General features: G+C 64.9%; 14 protein-coding genes. 4 read left to right on the top strand and 10 right to left on the bottom strand.

Translation table 11 applies throughout. The features are described from left to right. Positions 1 to 171 precede the first annotated feature (171 nt). From BC443_RS04415 to BC443_RS04405, 3 genes are all read right to left on the bottom strand, one after another. Positions 172 to 876 carry an HAD-IB family hydrolase gene (locus BC443_RS04415; protein WP_071230645.1) on the bottom strand — a complete coding sequence of 235 codons (705 nt, stop codon included), beginning with the start codon at positions 874 to 876 and terminating at the stop codon, positions 172 to 174. A gap of 71 nt (positions 877 to 947) precedes the next feature. Then, positions 948 to 1,736: a slipin family protein gene (locus BC443_RS04410; protein ID WP_071230644.1), complete on the bottom strand. Its 789-nt coding sequence runs from the start codon at positions 1,734 to 1,736 to the stop codon at positions 948 to 950. 71 nt (positions 1,737 to 1,807) lie between these two features. Continuing rightward, complete coding sequence (locus BC443_RS04405; RefSeq protein ID WP_071230643.1) at positions 1,808 to 3,178, bottom strand: nodulation protein NfeD; 1,371 nt, start codon at positions 3,176 to 3,178, stop codon at positions 1,808 to 1,810. Between the two features lie 215 nt (positions 3,179 to 3,393). On the opposite strand from BC443_RS04405, the gene BC443_RS04400 reads away from it, so the two are divergent. Continuing rightward, entirely contained in the window at positions 3,394 to 4,392 is a 999-nt protein-coding gene (locus tag BC443_RS04400; protein WP_071230642.1) for a GlxA family transcriptional regulator, read from the top strand. 155 nt (positions 4,393 to 4,547) lie between these two features. On the opposite strand, the gene BC443_RS04395 is transcribed toward BC443_RS04400, so the two are convergent. From BC443_RS04395 to BC443_RS04385, 3 genes are all read right to left on the bottom strand, one after another. Continuing rightward, positions 4,548 to 5,018, bottom strand: coding sequence for a thioesterase family protein (locus BC443_RS04395; RefSeq protein ID WP_071230641.1), 471 nt, complete (start codon positions 5,016 to 5,018; stop codon positions 4,548 to 4,550). Positions 5,019 to 5,035: 17 nt separating this feature from the next. Next, positions 5,036 to 6,007 carry an L-carnitine dehydrogenase gene (locus BC443_RS04390; RefSeq protein WP_071230640.1) on the bottom strand — a complete coding sequence of 324 codons (972 nt, stop codon included), beginning with the start codon at positions 6,005 to 6,007 and terminating at the stop codon, positions 5,036 to 5,038. Positions 6,008 to 6,104: 97 nt separating this feature from the next. Beyond that, positions 6,105 to 6,986 (bottom strand): 3-keto-5-aminohexanoate cleavage protein, encoded by an 882-nt coding sequence (locus tag BC443_RS04385; protein WP_071230639.1) that lies wholly within the window; start codon positions 6,984 to 6,986, stop codon positions 6,105 to 6,107. Between the two features lie 280 nt (positions 6,987 to 7,266). Between BC443_RS04385 and BC443_RS04380 the strand changes: the two genes are divergently transcribed. After that, on the top strand, positions 7,267 to 8,487 hold the full coding sequence (locus BC443_RS04380; protein WP_071230638.1) for a pyridoxal phosphate-dependent aminotransferase: 1,221 nt from the start codon (positions 7,267 to 7,269) through the stop codon (positions 8,485 to 8,487). A gap of 62 nt (positions 8,488 to 8,549) precedes the next feature. After that, positions 8,550 to 9,551 carry an N-acetyl-gamma-glutamyl-phosphate reductase gene (gene argC / locus BC443_RS04375; protein ID WP_071230637.1) on the top strand — a complete coding sequence of 334 codons (1,002 nt, stop codon included), beginning with the start codon at positions 8,550 to 8,552 and terminating at the stop codon, positions 9,549 to 9,551. A gap of 111 nt (positions 9,552 to 9,662) precedes the next feature. Here argC and BC443_RS04370 read toward each other — a convergent pair whose 3' ends face one another. The 3 genes from BC443_RS04370 to BC443_RS04360 form a co-directional block, all read right to left on the bottom strand. Beyond that, the gene (locus BC443_RS04370) at positions 9,663 to 10,550 is read right to left on the bottom strand and encodes an NAD(P)-dependent oxidoreductase (RefSeq protein WP_071230636.1); all 888 of its coding nucleotides are present in this window, start codon (positions 10,548 to 10,550) and stop codon (positions 9,663 to 9,665) included. Positions 10,551 to 10,622: 72 nt separating this feature from the next. Then, positions 10,623 to 11,129, bottom strand: a complete 507-nt coding sequence (locus tag BC443_RS04365) for a cupin domain-containing protein (RefSeq protein WP_071230635.1) — start codon at positions 11,127 to 11,129, stop codon at positions 10,623 to 10,625. Positions 11,130 to 11,186: 57 nt separating this feature from the next. Beyond that, positions 11,187 to 12,431: an MFS transporter gene (locus tag BC443_RS04360; RefSeq protein ID WP_071230634.1), complete on the bottom strand. Its 1,245-nt coding sequence runs from the start codon at positions 12,429 to 12,431 to the stop codon at positions 11,187 to 11,189. 507 nt (positions 12,432 to 12,938) lie between these two features. On the opposite strand from BC443_RS04360, the gene fucP reads away from it, so the two are divergent. Then, positions 12,939 to 14,237, top strand: a complete 1,299-nt coding sequence (gene fucP, locus BC443_RS04355) for an L-fucose:H+ symporter permease (protein ID WP_071230633.1) — start codon at positions 12,939 to 12,941, stop codon at positions 14,235 to 14,237. Between the two features lie 92 nt (positions 14,238 to 14,329). Here fucP and BC443_RS04350 read toward each other — a convergent pair whose 3' ends face one another. Continuing rightward, the gene (locus BC443_RS04350; protein WP_071230632.1) at positions 14,330 to 15,178 is read right to left on the bottom strand and encodes an oxidoreductase; all 849 of its coding nucleotides are present in this window, start codon (positions 15,176 to 15,178) and stop codon (positions 14,330 to 14,332) included. Positions 15,179 to 15,303 lie beyond the last annotated feature (125 nt).

Below are 15,303 nucleotides of genomic sequence, written 5' to 3'. Positions count from 1 at the left end.
TGGTTGACAAAATATACCCCAGTTACCAACGACGCAACGGTGTCCCGTCATGAGTTATTTCAATCAGGACGATTGATTCCCATGGTTATCTCACCCAAGCCCGATGACCCTGCGTCGCGACAACGGGCAGGCCCAGGCGGCTTCCAGCCGCAATCTGGAGTCGCAAGAAAACTAGCGCCACCGCAGGATCGGCCACCCCCGCGCCTCGGCGGTTGCCTGCAGACGCTCGTCCGGCTGCGTGGCATGCGGATGATCGACGAACTCGAGCAACGGCAGATCGTTGAAGGAATCGCTGTAGCCCCAGGTCTCCCAGCCTTCGGCGAAGCCGGTGTCGTGAGCGTCGAGCCACTGGGCAAACGCCTCGAGCTTGCCGCGCTGGTAGGTCTGGATGCCGGTCGGCTCGCCGGTGAAGCGGTCGTCGGTATCGAACTCGGGCAGCGAGGCTAGCGCACCGTCTGCGCCGACGGCGTGCGCGATGGGCTCGACCAGATGGTGCATCGAGGCGGAAATCACCAGCGTGGCGTGTCCATCCCGGCTGTGTGTCTGGAGCCGTTCCACCCCTTCCCGCATCAGGCGCGGACGCACCCTGGCATCGACGAACGCCTCGACCTGTTCCCGCACGACCTGACGGGAACGGCCGACCAGCGGCGCTAGCGTGAAACGCAGATGGTCGGTCATGTTCAGCGTACCGGCGTGGTACTGTCTGTCGTGCTCGCGCATCCGTGCCAGCAGCGCCTCGCCATCCTCGACCCAGCCGCAATCGATGATCCACTCGAGCCACAGATGCGTGCAGTCGCCGTCGAGCAGCGTGTCGTCGAGATCGAAGATGGCGAGCGCGGATGGCCGGTGTGGCGAAGGAGGTTGTGACGTGGCCAAGCGGGACTCCCTGTTCTATCGGCGGAATGAATCTCAAGCATACACGCTCCCGCCGACACGGTGACCCGGAGTCAGATCTCTTCCGGCGGCCTGGAGTCGGACTTTCGGGGATCGAATCCCGCCATGGTCTTGAACGCCTCCATGATGTCCATCGGCAGCGGAAAGACGATGGTCGAGGCGTTCTTGTTGCTCATGTCGCTCATGGTCTGCAGATAGCGCAGCTGCAGCGCCGCCGGGTTGCGCGACATGATATCGGCCGCCTCGACCAGCTTCTCGGCCGCCTGCTGTTCGCCCTCGGCGTGGATCACCTTGGCCCGGCGTTCGCGTTCGGCCTCGGCCTGACGGGCGATGGCGCGAATCATGCTCTCGTCGAGATCGACGTGCTTGATCTCGACATTGGCCACCTTGATGCCCCACGCCTCCGTCTGGGCGTCGATGATCTCCTGAATGTCGTCGTTGAGCTTGTCGCGCTCGGAGAGCATCTCGTCGAGATCGTGCTTGCCCAGTACCGAACGCAGCGTGGTCTGGGCCAACTGGCTGGTGGCATTGACGAAATGCTCGACCTGGATGATCGCCTTCTGCGGATCGACGACGCGAAAATAGAGCACCGCGTTGACGCGAACGGTGACGTTGTCCTGGGAAATGACATCCTGTTCCGGCACGTCCATGGTGATGACGCGCAGATCCACGACCTCCATTTTCTGCACCACCGGAATCAGAAAGAACAGCCCCGGACCCTTGACGTCCTGAAAGCGGCCCAGAAAAAACACCACGCCGCGACGGTACTCCGGCAGAATCCGGATCGAGGCCAGCAACAGCAGAATCAGCAGTACCACAGGTACCAGATAGGCGAACATCATCTCGTCTCCTCCATGGGAAAACCGATTGCCGCTTCTTCAGCCTGATATCGAAAGGCTTCGGCATATCGGTTTCAAATCGACGTCGGGGAACGCTCGACGCTCGTGGGTTCCACGCTGACGGTCAAGCCGTCCAGCGCCATGACGCGCAGCCTGTCGCCTTTCCGGATAGGCCCCTTGCCACGCGCCTGCCAGCGCTCTCCGTGCAGCAGCACCTTGCCGCGTCCGGCGGTAAAATCCCCCAGCGCCACGGCCTCGGCACCGATCAACTCCTCGCGGCCGGTCAAGGGCATGCGTCGCCGTACTCCCATCAGGCGCATCACGCCCCACAGCAGGAAGCCGGCCGCCACCAGCGCCGTGCCGCCGATCAGCGGCCACGCCACGGCACTGTTGGCCTCGTCCATCAGCAGAATGGAACCGATCACGAATGCGGCGATACCGCCCGCGCCGAGCGCGCCGAAACTGGGCAGGAAGGCCTCGCCGACAATCATGGCCAGCCCCAGCAGCACCAGCCCCAGGCCGGCCAGATCGATCGACAGCACCTGAAAGGCAAACAGCCCCAGCATCAGGCTGATGCCGCCAATGACGCCCGGCACCAGCGTGCCGGGGCTGGCGAGTTCGAACACCAGCCCGTAAAAGCCGATCAGCAGCAGGCCGTAGGCCACGGTGGGGTTGGCGATCAGCGACAGCAGCGACGTGCGCCAGTCCGGCGCTTCGCGAACGAGTTCGATCTGTGCAGTCGAGAGCGTTCGCATCCCGTCTTCCAGCTCGACCTGCCGGCCATCCAACTGCGCCATCAGATCATCGAGATCCACGGCCACCACGTCGATGACATTGCGCTCGAGCGCCTCCTTCGCGCCGAGATTGGCCGCCTCGCGGACCGCCTGCTCGGCCCAGTCGGCGTTGCGGCCGTGACGTTCGGCGTAGCCACGAATCGTGGCCACGGCATCCTCGATCATCTTCTGGCGCATCGCCTGGCTGTTGGCGTCCTCGGGCGTCTCTCCGCCCAGGGTCACCGGCGTGGCCGAACCGAGATGGGTGCCCGGCGTCATCGCCGCGATGGGGCTGGCATAGAGCAGATAGGTGCCGGCGCTGGCTGCCCGCGCCCCGCTCGGAGTGACATAGGTCGCGATCGGCACCCTGGCGGCGAGGATCGTCTGCGCCAGCCGACGCATCGACTCGACCTGACCGCCGGGCGTGTCGAGTTCGACGACGAGGAGTTCGGCGTCCATCGACTCGGCGCGACGGATGCCGCGTTCGACGTAATCCCGCGTCGCCGGATTGATGCTGTCGTCGAGGGTGAGCACCAGCGCCCGATTCGCGGCCGGCGACTGGGCCAGCGCCGTCATTGCCAGGATGCCGCCCAACAAGAGACAGACGAGCCAACAGGCGCAGCGCTGTCGGCGCGTCAGGAATCTGCGAGAGTGGCTCGTGGAATCGATCATGTTCGCAGCGTAGCCAGTTTCCCGTGTTCGTGCCGCTGGATCATGGTGTCGTATCGGCTCGCCGACGTCCGAGCGTATCCAGGACAAGCGCCGGTATCGGCGGCGCGGCTCCCGCTCCTCGTGTTTCCCCTTGGTTTTTTTGCCATCATGAGCGCAGCAGTCGTACGGATCCCCCAAGTCCACCGCTGTGTTCCGCCGCTTCGGAGTAACGAATCATGCGCCTGGACTACGCAGGCCCCTTCCCCGAGCCCGTGGGCTTTCTCCTCGTCCCGCGCTTTTCGATGATGGCGTTCTTCTCCGCGGTGGAGCCGCTGCGAATCGCCAATCGACTGGCTGGCCGCGAGCTCTACCGGTGGCTGCTGATCAGCGAAGACGGCCAGCCGGTCACCGCCAGCAACGACATGACCCTGCTCGTCGATTGCGGCCTGGCCGATGCCCCTTCCCTGCCGACCCTGGCGGTGTGTGCCGGTTTCGAGCCGGAGCGCGACCTGTCGCGTCGCCTGTCGCAATGGCTGCATCGCCAGGCCAGCGAAGGCTGTCTGCTGGGCGGCATCGATACCGGCCCGCTGATCCTCGCCGAAGTCGGCTTGCTCGACGGCCATCGCCTGACGCTGCACTGGGAAAGCCTGCCCGCCTTTCGCGAGCGCTTCCCGGGGCTTGACGCGGTGGAATCGCTGTTCGAGATCGACAACCGCCGCTTCACCTGCGCCGGGGGTGCCGCCGCCATGGACATGACATTGAGCATTATCGCCAGTCGCCACGGCCAGGACCTGGCCGACGCTATTTCCGAACAGCTGATCCACGCCCGCCTGCGCCCGCGCCAGGACCATCAACGCCTGCCGTTGGCGAAACGCTTGGGCACGCACCGCCGCCCGCTGGTCGATGCCGTTGCGCTGATGGAGCAGCATCTCGAGCAGCCGCTGTCGATGACGGCGCTCAGCGAACGCATCGGCCTGTCGCTGCGTCAGCTTCAGCGCCTGTTTCTCGAGGAACTCGGCAAGCGCCCGCGGGATTACTATCTCGAACTGCGCCTGGACCGCGCCCGTCATCTGCTCGAAGAAACCGACCGCGACATCCTGAGCATCGGCCTGGCCTGCGGTTTCAGTTCGGCCTCGAGCTTCTCCCGCGCCTATCGCCAGCGCTATGCCCAAGCGCCGAGCGATACTCGCCGCCCCGCCGCGGCGCCTTCATCCACGATCGATCGCGACCAATAACCGCAAGAAAATGGCGTTTTAGAGCAACCTTCGCGCCGGGGCATCCGCCACGCTGGTGCCGATCTCACGCCGCTGGCTGCAGGGATGCTATCTGGAACGCATCGACCCCGCGGTTTCCAGCGGGGTCGATGGTGCTTCCAACGGCTGGTGACCAATCAGCGTCGGATCCCGATTCTGCGGCCGGCGGCCTTCGGCCATTCGTCTCCGGCTTTCGGTAGCATCTCGACGCTCGCGGCCACCGGCTCGGGAAACGGTGCCGGGCGGCCGCTGGCCACGTCGATCCCCATCAGCATCTGTTCGCTGGTCGCCAGCGTATCGCCATCGACATTGGTCAGCGTGAACAGCAGGTGCAGACGCTTGGCGTCGCTGTCCAGCAGCGTCAGCGCCACCGCCAGCGCCTCGCCACGATGCGCTTCCTGGCGGTAGCAGAGATGCGTCTCGAGGGTGTAGATCGTGTAGCCGTGCTCGGCACGGCCGGCCTCGTCGAGACCGACGCGATCCATCAGCGCCTCCACCGCCAGCGAGAAGACCCTGGCGTATTCGGCATCGTTCATGTGGCCGTTGTAATCGACCCAGGCGTCCTGCACCCGGGTCTTGAACAGCGGTTCGGTCGTCGTCTCGCTCATCGGATACGCCTCGTTGATCAGATTCGACCCTGGAGCCCTTCGGCTTCCGGCCAATATTTCTGGGTCAGCTCGAGCAACTCGGTGAGAAACGCATCGCGGCGTGTCTCGAGCTCGGCAACGCTGCGTCCGGCCGCCTGATGCTCGCAGCCATCGGCTACCTTCTCGATCAGTTCGTCGGTCAGCTCGGGTGCTTCCAGCTTGGTCCACGGCAGTTTCAGCGCCGGCCCGAACTGGTGCAGCATGTGGCGCATGCCGCCATCGCCACCGGCCAGGTGGAAGGTGAGGAACGTCCCCATCAGCGACCAGCGCAGACCACAGCCGTAGACCACGGCCGCGTCGATCTCCTCGGTAGTGGCGACGCCGTCGTTGACCAGATGCAGCGCCTCGCGCCACAGAGCCTCCATCAGACGATCGGCGACATGACCTTCGATCTCGCGACGCACCACTAGCGGACGCATGCCCAGCGCGGCGTACTGCGCCTGAGCGCGCTCGATCACCACCGGCGCGGTGTGCTCGCCACCGACCAGTTCCACCAGCGGCAGCAGATAGACCGGATTGAACGGATGCGCCACGATCACGCGGCCCGGGGCCTTCTGGCAGGCGGACTGCAGATCGCTCGGCTTGATGCCGGAGGTCGAGGAGCCGATCACCACGTCCGGCTCGGCCAGCGCGTCGAGCTGGCTCAGCACGTCGTGCTTGAGCGCCAGTCGCTCGGGGACGTTCTCCTGGATCAGCTCGGCGCCCTTCACCGCGGTTTCCAGCGAATCGACGAAGGTCAGCGCCTTCGAATCGGCGTCATCGGCAAGCCCGAGCCGCTCGAGCGACGGCCAGGCGCGCTCGACGAAAGCGCGAGTGCGCGCGGCGGCAGCGGGATCGGGATCGAAGGCGGTCACACGGCAGCCGGCAGCCAGGGCGCGGGCGATCCAGCCGTTGCCGATCACGCCGGTGCCGATCACGGCGACGGTCTTGGGAAGCGTGGTAGCGTTCATCACATTTCTCGAAATCGGGTAGGGAAAAGGTAGCGGCCGCCGGACGATGCCGACGGCCGGTTCCGTGGGCGCGAACCCTGGGGACCATCAGTAGGGATCAGGGCTTGCGCAGTGCCAGCGACTCACGGGTCTGCTGCGGCGTCTGCACCTTGCCACCGAGATTCTCGACGAGGGTCGCGGCCCGCTCGACCAGTTGCGCGTTGGTCGCAAACACGCCCTTGTTCAGATAGAGGTTGTCTTCCAGGCCGACCCGCACGTGACCGTCGAGCAGCACCGACTGCGCCACCATCGGGAACTGCTGGCGGCCGATCCCGAACGCCGACCAGATCGCGTTCTCCGGCAGCTTGTTGCGCATCGCCAGCATGGTCTCGGTGTCCGCTTCGGCGCCCCAGGGAATGCCCAGGCAGAGCTGGAACAGCGGATCGCCATCGATCAGTCCTTCGTCGACCAGCTGCCGCGCGAACCAGACGTGGCCCAGGTCGAAGCACTCGAGCTCCGGCTTGACCCCGGCCTGCTGGATCAGACGCGCATGCTCGCGCAGCCAATCGGCGCTGTTGAGGTAGACCATGTCACCGAAGTTCAAGCTGCCGCAGTCCAGCGTGCACAGCTCCGGCAGCAGCTGGCCCACCGGCTCGTGGCGCTCGGCCGCTGTCTGCAGGTCGGTCCCTTCGAGACCATGAATCACGCCGTCGCGAATCTCGGGGAACAGGTCGCCGCCGCCGCCGGCGGTGATGTTGATCACCGCATCGACATCGGATTCGCGGATGCGCTCGACGACTTCGCGGAAATGATCGGTGGAGTGGCTGACGCCGCCGGTTTCCGGATCGCGAACGTGCAGATGAACGATGCTGGCCCCGGCACGGGCGGCGTCCAGCGCGCTGTCGGCGATCTGCTTGGGGGTGATCGGAAGATCCGGATGCTTGCCGGCAGTATCGCCGGCACCGGTGACAGCACAGGTGAGGATGACGTCGCGATTCATGGAGGAGCCTCTCGGTCCGGCCCCGAGCCGATCCCGGCACGGGGCAGTGTATGAGCGCACCGGCAGGTGCGTTGCGATGGCTCTCATTGTGGGTGCCGAGCGGGCCCACGTTTTGTCATGAGACGCCGCAACATTGACCGGAAGCGACAACCGGCAATTCGTATCCTGTAAAACTTTCGTTGCATAACGCTACCGCCACTGCATGGGCTGGACGCTCTGTTCGCCAAGCCGACGAACCGTTAGGCTGCCAAGATATCCTTGTCCGCAACACGGAACCGCCATGTCCTATTCCGCACTGACACAGCGCATCGCCGGCGAAGGCGCCAGCGCCTGGAACATCCACTTCCGCGCCAAGGCGCGTCAGGCCCGCGGCGAAGATGTCATCATCCTGTCGGTCGGCGATCCCGATTTCGACACGCCGCCTTCCATCGTCGAGGCCGCCGTCACCAGCCTGCGCAGTGGCGCGACCCATTACGCGGACGTGCAGGGGAAGCACGCCCTGCGCGAGCGCATCGCCGCCTTCCACCGCAGCCACGGTGGCCATGCCGAGACCGACGCAGACCACGTCGCCGTGCTCGCGGGGGCGCAGTGCGGTCTCTACGCCACGGCCCAGTGCCTGCTCGATCCCGGTGACGAAGTCATCATTCCCGAGCCGGCCTACGTCACCTACGAGGCCGTGGTGCAGGCCACCGGCGCCGTGCCGGTGTGGGTGCCGCTGTCCGCCGACGACGGTTTCCAGCCGCGGGTAGCCGCCATCGAGGCGTCGATCACGCCGCGCACGAAGGCGATTCTGCTCAACAGCCCGCACAACCCCACCGGCCAGTGCCTGTCCCCGGCGATGTGGGAGTCGATCGCCACGCTCTGTCGCGAACACGATCTGTGGCTGATCGTCGATGCGGTCTATGCCGATCTGATCTTCGACGGCGAACACGTAAGCCCCGACAGCCTGCCAGGCATGCGCGAGCGCACCGTGGTCATCAGCAGCCTGTCGAAGTCCCACGCCATGACCGGCTGGCGGCTCGGCTGGGTCGTCGGCCCCCGAGAGCTGATGTCGCACCTGGTCAATCTCGCCCTGTGCATGCTCTACGGATGCCAGCCGTTCATTCAGGACGCCGCCATCGCCGCGCTGGACGAACCGCCGGCAGCGCTGGCCGCGATGCGTGATACCTACCGGGAACGCCGCGATGCCGTGGTCGAGATGCTGCGCGACAGCGAGACCGTCGCCACGCTGCCGCCCGCCGCGGGCATGTTCATGATGATCGATATCCGCGCCACCGGGCTCGGCACGCACGCCTTCGCCGACCGGCTGCTCGACGAGCACGGCGTTTCGGTACTCGCAGGCGAGGCCTTCGGCGCCTCCGCCGCGGGCTTCGTGCGCCTGAGCCTGACCGTGGATGCCGAGCGTCTGCGCGAGGCCTGCCGGCGGATCGAGCGCTGCGCCCAGGAGTGCCAGGGAGAATCCCGACTGGCGGCCAGACCGCTCAACGGCATGACAAGCTGAGCCCGAATCCGCACAATACCGCGACCACGACCTCGTCAAAGATCAACGGCAGGACAACGCCCATGGCATCTCCGGACTCATTCAAGCGCCCATCCAAGGGCTCTTTCAAGGTCTATGTCGACGGACAGGAAGGCACCACCGGCCTGCGGCTGTTCGACTATCTCCAGGCTCGCGACGACATCGAGCTGCTGCGCATCGACAGCGACAAGCGCAAGGACCCGGCCGAGCGGGCACGGCTGCTGAACGCCGCCGACGTCGCCTTCCTGTGCCTGCCGGACGCGGCCTCCCGCGAGGCAGCGGCGATGGTCGAGAATCCGGAGACCTGCCTGATCGATGCCAGCACGGCGTTCCGCACCGATCCCGACTGGGTCTACGGGCTGCCCGAACTGAGCGACGGCCAGCGGGAGCGGATTCGCGCCAGCAAGCGCATCGCCAATGTCGGCTGTCACGCCAGCGCGTTCATTCTGCTGGTACGTCCGCTGGTGGATGCCGGGTTGCTGCCGGCGGACTACCCGCTCTCCGCCTTCTCGCTGACCGGCTACAGCGGCGGCGGCAAGAAGATGATCGCGGACTACGAAGCCGCTATCGAAGAAAGATCCAGCAGCGAAGGCCGTCTCGACGCGCCGCGCCCCTATGCCATGGCGCTCGGCCACAAGCACCTGCCGGAAATGCAGCAGCACGGTCGCCTGGCCCGGCCGCCGGTGTTCTCGCCGATCGTCGGCCCCTTTCTGAAAGGCTTGATGGTCAACGTACCGCTGCAGCTTTCCCATCTGCCGGCCGGGGTGCGGGCGGAAGATCTGCTCGACGCCTATCGCGCCCATTACGCCGGCGAGCCGTTCGTCCAGGTCAGGCCTTTCGAGGAGATCGACAACCTGGACAACGGCTTCTTCGACGTTCGGGGCGCCAACGAGACCAACCGCGTCGACCTGTTCGTGTTCGGCAACGAAGAGCGGGTCTGCCTGGTATCGCGGCTCGACAACCTCGGCAAGGGTGCCGCCGGCTCCGCGGTGCAGAACATGAACGTTCACCTGGGCGTGGACGAGACGACGGGCTTGAGCGTCTGAGGTCCGAGATCCGAGGATCGAGGTCCGAGGTCTGAAACGAAAACCGCCGGTCCGGACTCGAGCAGGTCCGGCCCGCCGGTTCAGCGCCTCGCCGAAGTTGAGGACACCGCTTTAACGGCGCCGATACTTCTCCAGATAGGCGTGGATCGCCGCGATATCCTGCTCGCCGTATCCGGCGCTGACGGCATCGGACCAGAGATTGCGGATCTGCGCCAGCGATGGCAGCGCCTTGTCGTCGCCCGCTTCCAACGCCAGTCCTGCGTCCTTCAGCCCCCACTGCATCGCCATCTGCGGATCGAAGTCGCCGCTGTCGATCATGTCCAGCTTGAGCTTCATGTAGGGCGTGGCCAGCGGCCCGCCATCCAACACCTGCCACAGGTCGTCGCCCGCGACGCCGAGCGTGTCGGCAAGATGAGCGGTTTCGGCGATTCCCTGCATCATCGAGATCAGCCAGGCGTTGATGACGACCTTCATCCGTGCGCCCTGGCCGGCCTGGCCCAGCCAGTGGGTCTGCTTGCCCAGCACGTCGAAGATCGGCTCGACCACGGCGCCGGCACGCTCGCGATCACCGCTGGCGAGGATGGCGATCTTGCCCTGCTCCGCCGGCGCCTTGGTGCCGGAAACCGGCGCATCAATGAAGACGACGTCGTCACGCGCTTCGCCGGCCTCGGCGATCAGCCGGTCGGTCTCGGCCACGCCGAGGGTGCCCATCTGGATCAATGTCGCACCTGCGGGCATGGCGGCCAGCGCACCGCCGCCGCCCAGCAGTACGTCACGCGTCACGGCGAAATCCGGCAGCATCAGGACCATTGCCTGGGCGTGCGCGACGGCGTCGGCCGGCGACTCGGCCAGCCGCGCGCCCGCTTCGACCAGATCCGTAGCCTTGGCGGCAGAACGGTTCCAGACGGTGACATCGAAATCGGCTTTCAGCAGATTGGCCGCGAAGGCATGCCCCATGGCCCCCAGGCCCAGCACGGCGACGGAACGAGAATCGGACATCGGGTTGATCCTTGGAAAAATGTAGGCTCCTAACTATAGACGATACCGCCGTTGTTCAAGCGCGGGGCCGTTTCACTGCCATAGCGACAGTAGCGACCCGCCGACAGGGTCGGCGTCCGGCAGCGCGACAGCGGCAACCCGACGGCAGGCGGCCTCGATCTCGCCGGGATCGCCGCGCTCCACTTCCCATGACTGCCCCGGCGGATAGGCGCCCACCATGGTGAAATCCTCGCTGGCGTCGAGACAGGCGTGACCGACGCCCGCCGGCAGTACCAGCACGTCGCCGGCAGCGATATCGTGCTCGCTACCGTTGGGGCCACCGAGACGGATATGCGCGCGGCCGCGAAAGACGCCCAGCGCCTCGTGGGCGGTGGAGTGGAAATGATCGAAATCGTAGAGACCGTACCGCCACTGCGGCGGCCACTGGTTACGGTCGAACAGCGCTTCGAATCGCGCCGCCGGGTTCTCCTCGGAGCCATCGAGGATCTGGCGATAGAGCAGCACCGGCAGCGGCGAGTTGGGAAAGCCGCTGGCCGCATCCGGTTTTAGAACCCGCATCTCGGGTTGGGGCATCGTCATGGTTTCCTCCTCGATTCTCGATTCCAGGTTTCAAGCTCCAGGCTCGACACCTAGAACCTAGGCGATAGCCGCGGAATCGCCAGCCCCCTTCGCCGACATCGGCATGCGCGGGATCGCGCAGAGGCTCAGCGCGGCAAACAGCAGCATTGGCCAGAGCGCCAGGTTCGCGTCGGCGAACCGTTCCGCCAGCCAGCCGCCGATCATCGGCATGACGAAAGCCAGGCAGTAGCCGACGAAGGACATGCCGGCGGTCAGCGAGGCCACTGCGTCACCTCGCTCCAGGCACGGAGGCAGCGCCATGATCAGCGTGAGTTCGAGAGTGATGCCGAAGCCGGAAATCACCAGCGCGACCAGCGCCGGCCATCCCTCCAGCGCCAGAAAGGCAGCCAGACCCAGCACGCCGAGCGTGGCGAACAGCCCCAGCGGCCAGCGGCGGGAGACCCAGCGTCGCCCCCGCCACAGCATGGAGAGCGAGGCCGCCAGCGGGCTCGCGTTGTAGAGCAGCAACGCCAGCGCCAACAGATCCGCCTCCCCGCGGGCATCGAGAATGCTGCTCATGTAGGCGTTGGTTGCCATGAAAAGCCCCACCGAGGCTGCCAGCGGCACGCCCATCAGCCAGACACGGGCGGTGCGCAACGAGATCGAGCGGCGCGGCGCGTCTTCGGGTATCGCGGTTTCGTCAGGGCGCTGCGGACGCCGCCGCAGGCGCCACACCAGCAGCGCGACGATCACCAGTGCCGGCAGCGACCACAGCAGCATCGCCACCTGCCAGCTCCCCCCGGCCAGCGCCAGCACGACGGGCCGCGTGCCCCCGGCGCCGATCAGCTCGCCGACCGTCATGCCGTTGAGATAGACCGAACTGCCCAGGGCCAGATGGGCCGGTGTCCAGTCCCGCAGCAGCGCCGGTATCGTCACCTGCATGACCGCCAGCCCGAGCCCCATGACCACCGAGGCGCCGAACAGCAAGGGCGCGGAAAGCGTGATCCCGCGCGCGCCGGAGCCAATTGCCACGACCGCCAGCGCCAACGCCAGGGCGCGCAGCATGCCGATACGCCGGGCGAATCGCACCGCCAGCATCATGCTCAACGCCAGTACCACGTACGGCACTGTCGTCAGGGCGCCGACGGCGGCACTGCCCAACGACAGCGATTCGGCAATCTCCCCGGCCAGCGGCGGCGCGATCAAAATCGGCAACCGCATGTAGAGACCGACCAGCCACAGCAGCGTCAAGGCGCCCCAAGGCAGGTTCGAAGAAAAAATCGATGAGAGAAAAGAAGATTGCACACGCGAGCGCTGGGCCATGACGCCACCTGATGAACGAGCGCCGCCGCGAGGCTGGCGCCGTGAAATGAGCGCCACGACTAGCGCAATGAACAAGCGCTTGAAAATAACAGAACCGCGCCCTCCGTTCAGTCTTTCAGCCCGCTTCCGGCGACAGCCAGGCCGAGCGTCTCTCATGAGCGACGCACGGCACAAAGATCGCGCAAACGCGCCCGTCTAAAAAGCCCATATTGCAACGAAACGATGTGGTTAATTTACGACAATAATCACGCCATCCGAGATTTTTGGCCAACGGACGCCAGTAGAAGAAAAAACAATACGAAACTCGACCTCTCGATGCCGTTATTGGCATTCGTCATCGCCGATAAGTCACCGACTGGCGTTCTCCATATTAACGTCCTAATAATGAACGCATGCTTTATAAGCTGGCTTCCTTAATGCATCATTTCGCTCCAGCACGCGTGCTGACACGATCAACCTCGGGTCGACAGCCCGTTCTCTGGACGCCTCATCAACAGGATTTCGATCATGCCCGAAACGCAACGGCCGAACTATCGCAGTGCGCTGGTCGTCGTCACGACGATCTTTTTCATGTGGGGTTTCATCACCTGTCTCAACGATATTCTGATTCCTCACCTGAAAGCGGTCTTCTCGCTGAACTACACCCAGACCATGCTGATCCAGTTCACCTTCTTCGGTGCCTATTTCATCATGTCGCTGCCGATGGGCAAGGTGCTGGCCAAGGTCGGTTACAAGAACGCCATCAGTCTCGGACTTCTGATCGCCGCCATCGGCGCGGTGATGTTCTACCCTGCCGCCAGAGCGCCTTCCTATCCGCTGTTTCTGACCGCACTGTTCGTGCTGGCCAGCGGCGTCACCATGCTGCAGGTCGCCGCCAACCCCTACGTCAGCCTGCTAGGGCCGGAGGGCTCCGCTTCCAGCCGGCTCAATCTGGCGCAGGCGTTCAATTCGCTGGGCACGACGCTGGCCCCCTATTTCGGCGGGATGCTGATTTTGGGTGCGACGGTACTGGGCGCCAGCGAGCTGGCCGACATGTCTGCCGCTGACCGGATGGCCTACAAGGTCGAGCAGGCACAAAGCGTGCAGCTTCCTTATCTGCTGCTGGCTGCCGTGCTCGCGATCCTCGCGGTGGTGGTCTATCTGTGGAAGCTGCCCAACTTCAAGGAGCAGGCCAGCGACGACAGCCCGACCGAGAACGTCACCGCCGCCCAGGCCTTGCGTCATCCTCACGTGCTATTCGGCGTTATCGGCATCTTTGCCTATGTCGGCGCCGAGGTCTCCATCGGCAGCTTCATGATCAACTATCTGTCGCTGCCGGAAATCGGCAACATGAGTGAAAGCAGCGCGGCCAGCTATGTCGCCTACTACTGGGGCGGCGCCATGATTGGACGTTTCATCGGCTCGGTACTGATGCAGAGATTCCGTCCCAGCCTGCTGCTGGGCCTGTTCGCGATCGTCGCGGCGCTGCTGGTGCTGACCACCATGCTGACCTCTGGACACATCGCGATGTGGAGCATCGTCGCCATCGGGCTGTTCAACTCGATCATGTTCCCGACCATCTTCACGCTGGGGATCGCCAAGCTCGGCCCGCTGACCAGCAAGGCATCGAGCCTTTTGATCATGGCCATCGTCGGCGGTGCCATTCTCCCGGTCGCCCAGGGCGCGATCGCCGACACGGTCGGTATCCATCACGCCTTCGTGCTGCCGCTGATCTGCTACCTGTTCATCGCCTTCTACGGCTTCCGCGGCTCCCGGGTCATCAACCCGCACCCCTCGGTCCAGGCTGAAGCCAAGACCGCTTCGTAACGCTTCGGCAGTAAACCAGAAACGCCCCTCCATGGAGGGGCGTTTCTGGTCACTCAGTCTACCGACACGCTACTGCCGTCGGTATTTCCCGCTCAGCTTTCCGGATAATCGGTCGCTTCGCCTACCGCGCGCCACTCGCGAATTTCCGCCAGTGTCTCCTCAAGGTTTTCGATCACCTTGTCGACGCCCCAAGCGCCCAGCACCAGGTGGCGTGGCGGCTGGGGATGCGCCACCAGATCGATCATCGCCTGGGCGGCGCGCACCGGATCACCCGGCTGCTTGCCGCTATTGCCGCTGGTACCTTCCATACGCGCCTTGACCGTATCGGCGTAGTCGTCGATCCGGCTCGGCGTCTGCTGCAGGGAGCGGCCGGCCCAGTCGGTGCGAAACGGCCCCGGCTCGACACAGGTGACACGAATACCCAGCGGCTCGACCTCTGTCTTGAGCGAGTCGGACCATCCTTCCACCGCATGTTTGCTGGCGGCGTAATAGCCCGAACCCGGAAAGCCGATGAAGCCCGCCACCGAACTGATGTTGATGACGTGACCAGCGCGGCGTTCGCGCATGCCGGGCAATACCGCTCGCGTCATCGCGAACAGGCCAAAGACGTTGGCCTCGAACTGATCGCGAATGGCCGAATCCTCGCCCTCCTCGCAGGAAGCCTGATAACCGTAGCCGGCATTGTTGACCAGTACATCAATCCGCCCGAACTTGGCCTCGGCGGCATCGACGGCCTTGCGAATCTGCGCGTCGTCGGTGACATCCAATGCCTGCGCAAGTGCGCGATCTTCGACGCCTTCGACCAGATCGGCCACGCGCTCCCGGGAACGCGCCGTCACGATGACTTTCCCGCCCTGTTCGATAATCAGTTTCGCCAATTCGCGGCCGAAGCCGGTGGAACACCCGGTGATAAGCCACACGGGAGAATTGGGCATGGACATGAAACACCTCCTTTAGACACGACGCCGAAGAATGAAAACGCCACTGACAGAACGGCGTCGTCGATGAACGTGAATTCCCAGCGTAGACGATACCGCAGCGATTGGCGCCTGCGCGCTGCCATCCG

This window comes from Salinicola sp. MIT1003 (assembly GCF_001858555.1).
Classification (GTDB): Bacteria; Pseudomonadota; Gammaproteobacteria; order Pseudomonadales; family Halomonadaceae; genus Salinicola; species Salinicola salarius.
Note: the sequence above shows the minus strand (reverse complement) of the source record. Positions and strands in the feature narration are given on the sequence as shown.

Bases quoted from the DNA above. Each gene is read 5' to 3' on its own strand.
- fucP (WP_071230633.1), top strand. From the start codon at position 12,939: ATGCCCGAAACGCAACGGCCGAACTATCGCAGTGCGCTGGTCGTCGTC.
- argC (WP_071230637.1), top strand. From the start codon at position 8,550: ATGGCATCTCCGGACTCATTCAAGCGCCCATCCAAGGGCTCTTTCAAG.
- BC443_RS04395 (WP_071230641.1), bottom strand. From the start codon at position 5,018: ATGAGCGAGACGACGACCGAACCGCTGTTCAAGACCCGGGTGCAGGAC.
- BC443_RS04390 (WP_071230640.1), bottom strand. From the start codon at position 6,007: ATGAACGCTACCACGCTTCCCAAGACCGTCGCCGTGATCGGCACCGGC.
- BC443_RS04370 (WP_071230636.1), bottom strand. From the start codon at position 10,550: ATGTCCGATTCTCGTTCCGTCGCCGTGCTGGGCCTGGGGGCCATGGGG.
- BC443_RS04350 (WP_071230632.1), bottom strand. From the start codon at position 15,178: ATGTCCATGCCCAATTCTCCCGTGTGGCTTATCACCGGGTGTTCCACC.
- BC443_RS04400 (WP_071230642.1), top strand. From the start codon at position 3,394: ATGCGCCTGGACTACGCAGGCCCCTTCCCCGAGCCCGTGGGCTTTCTC.
- BC443_RS04410 (WP_071230644.1), bottom strand. From the start codon at position 1,736: ATGATGTTCGCCTATCTGGTACCTGTGGTACTGCTGATTCTGCTGTTG.
- BC443_RS04405 (WP_071230643.1), bottom strand. From the start codon at position 3,178: ATGATCGATTCCACGAGCCACTCTCGCAGATTCCTGACGCGCCGACAG.
- BC443_RS04365 (WP_071230635.1), bottom strand. From the start codon at position 11,129: ATGACGATGCCCCAACCCGAGATGCGGGTTCTAAAACCGGATGCGGCC.
- BC443_RS04380 (WP_071230638.1), top strand. From the start codon at position 7,267: ATGTCCTATTCCGCACTGACACAGCGCATCGCCGGCGAAGGCGCCAGC.
- BC443_RS04360 (WP_071230634.1), bottom strand. From the start codon at position 12,431: ATGGCCCAGCGCTCGCGTGTGCAATCTTCTTTTCTCTCATCGATTTTT.
- BC443_RS04385 (WP_071230639.1), bottom strand. From the start codon at position 6,986: ATGAATCGCGACGTCATCCTCACCTGTGCTGTCACCGGTGCCGGCGAT.